Here is a 1393-nt window from a genome sequence, read left to right as displayed (position 1 = left end):
ACGAACATGGGCGCGTGGTAGTGGTTGCCGGCCCGCTGGATCAGCGCGTGGAAGAGGAACTGCTGCGACTCGGCGGCCTTGGTGACCGCCGAGTCGTAGTTGCCGTACACCTGCGGTCCGACGACGAAGGCGACGTCGGGGTCGCGGAAGAAGCCCAGCATCCTCTCCAGGAAGTTGGCCAGCGGTACGTGGTCGGTGTCGACGGAGGCGAAGAAGTCGTAGTCGTCGCCGTGCATCGCGAGCCAGGCGTTGTAGTTGCCATGCTTGGTCCTGGCCTTGTGGACGCCCTTCTCGCGGTTCCACTCGGGTACGCCGAGGCGGCTGAAGTGCCGCACCCCCAGCTCCCCGCAGAGCCGGCGGGCGGAGGGGTCGTCGCCCTCGTCGAGCAGCCAGACGTGCAGCAGCCCGCGGTGCCGGATCCTGACCGCGGCCTCCAGCGTCTTCGTCACCATTTCGAGGGGCTCCTTGCCCGGCACGAAGGAGGTGAGGAAGGCGACGCGGGTGCCGCTCGCGGGTACGACGGGGACCGGGTCACGGGCCACCAGCGTCGCGTGCGCGTTGGACAGCACGTTCATCGTGCGGAACAGCTCGATCAGTCCGATCGAGACGAGCATCACGATGTCGAGGACGAGCAGCGTGTCGTTCTTCAGGTTCGGGTCGCGCTCGGTCCAGTGCTGCGGCTGCATCAGCCAGGCGAAGAGACCGAGCGAGAGAAGCGGGGCGGCGCCGAGCAGCAGGGCGGCCCGGATCCGGTGCGGCTCCTGCGAGAGCAGCGAGCGGTACTGCACCTTGTACGGCTTGTTCGGGTCCGGCTGGGTGAGCGGTCCGGCGAGCCGGCTGTAGTGCTCGTAGTCGTACTTGGGCAGTTCGGCCTTCGGCCGGAGCCGGGCTCTGGCATTCCTGAGCTGCGAGGGAACCCGGAGCTGGGTGGTCCGGGACGCGTCGTTGTTCTGCCGCTCGCCGTCCGGCGTCGACGTCATCAGTCCTCCCCCCGCACGCATGCTGGCTGCGTGATTGGTCGGTCGGTTCGTCCGGAGAGGGCCCCCGCAGACCACCCGTCCCGGACATGTCGGTGGCGGGCCGCCCGGTGGTGGCCCGCCTGGTCGCGCGCCGCCGTCAGTACAGACACGTATCGGGACCTTCCGGTTGCATGACGCCGTTGGCGGCATCGGCCCATGAACGGGACCCCCACCCCGCTCGGTATGCAAACCGGAGCAAACTCTTCAGGTGCCCCAACTACGAGGAACGCGTGCTTCCTTGGGCGCTTCGGCTTCAGGATAGGTTCTACGACCCCAGCCATGATCGCAAGAGTGAAACATACTACTTGCGTGTCATATGACCCCATTGAGGGTCTGTTGGAGGCGGAGCTGTGGCCGGACTGTGAAGTTGCCGC

General features: G+C 67.2%; 1 pseudogene. It reads right to left on the bottom strand.

The window, feature by feature from the left end:
- A pseudogene (locus ACFXKA_RS42795) lies at window positions 1–980 on the bottom strand (hypothetical protein); the annotation flags it as partial.
- Window positions 981–1393 lie beyond the last annotated feature (413 nt).

It is taken from the genome of Nocardia sp. NPDC059228 (genome assembly GCF_042754245.1).
Lineage (GTDB): Bacteria > Actinomycetota > Actinomycetes > Mycobacteriales > Mycobacteriaceae > Nocardia.
The sequence above is the reverse complement of the archived record's forward strand: the minus strand, read 5'-3'. Positions and strand labels throughout refer to the sequence as shown.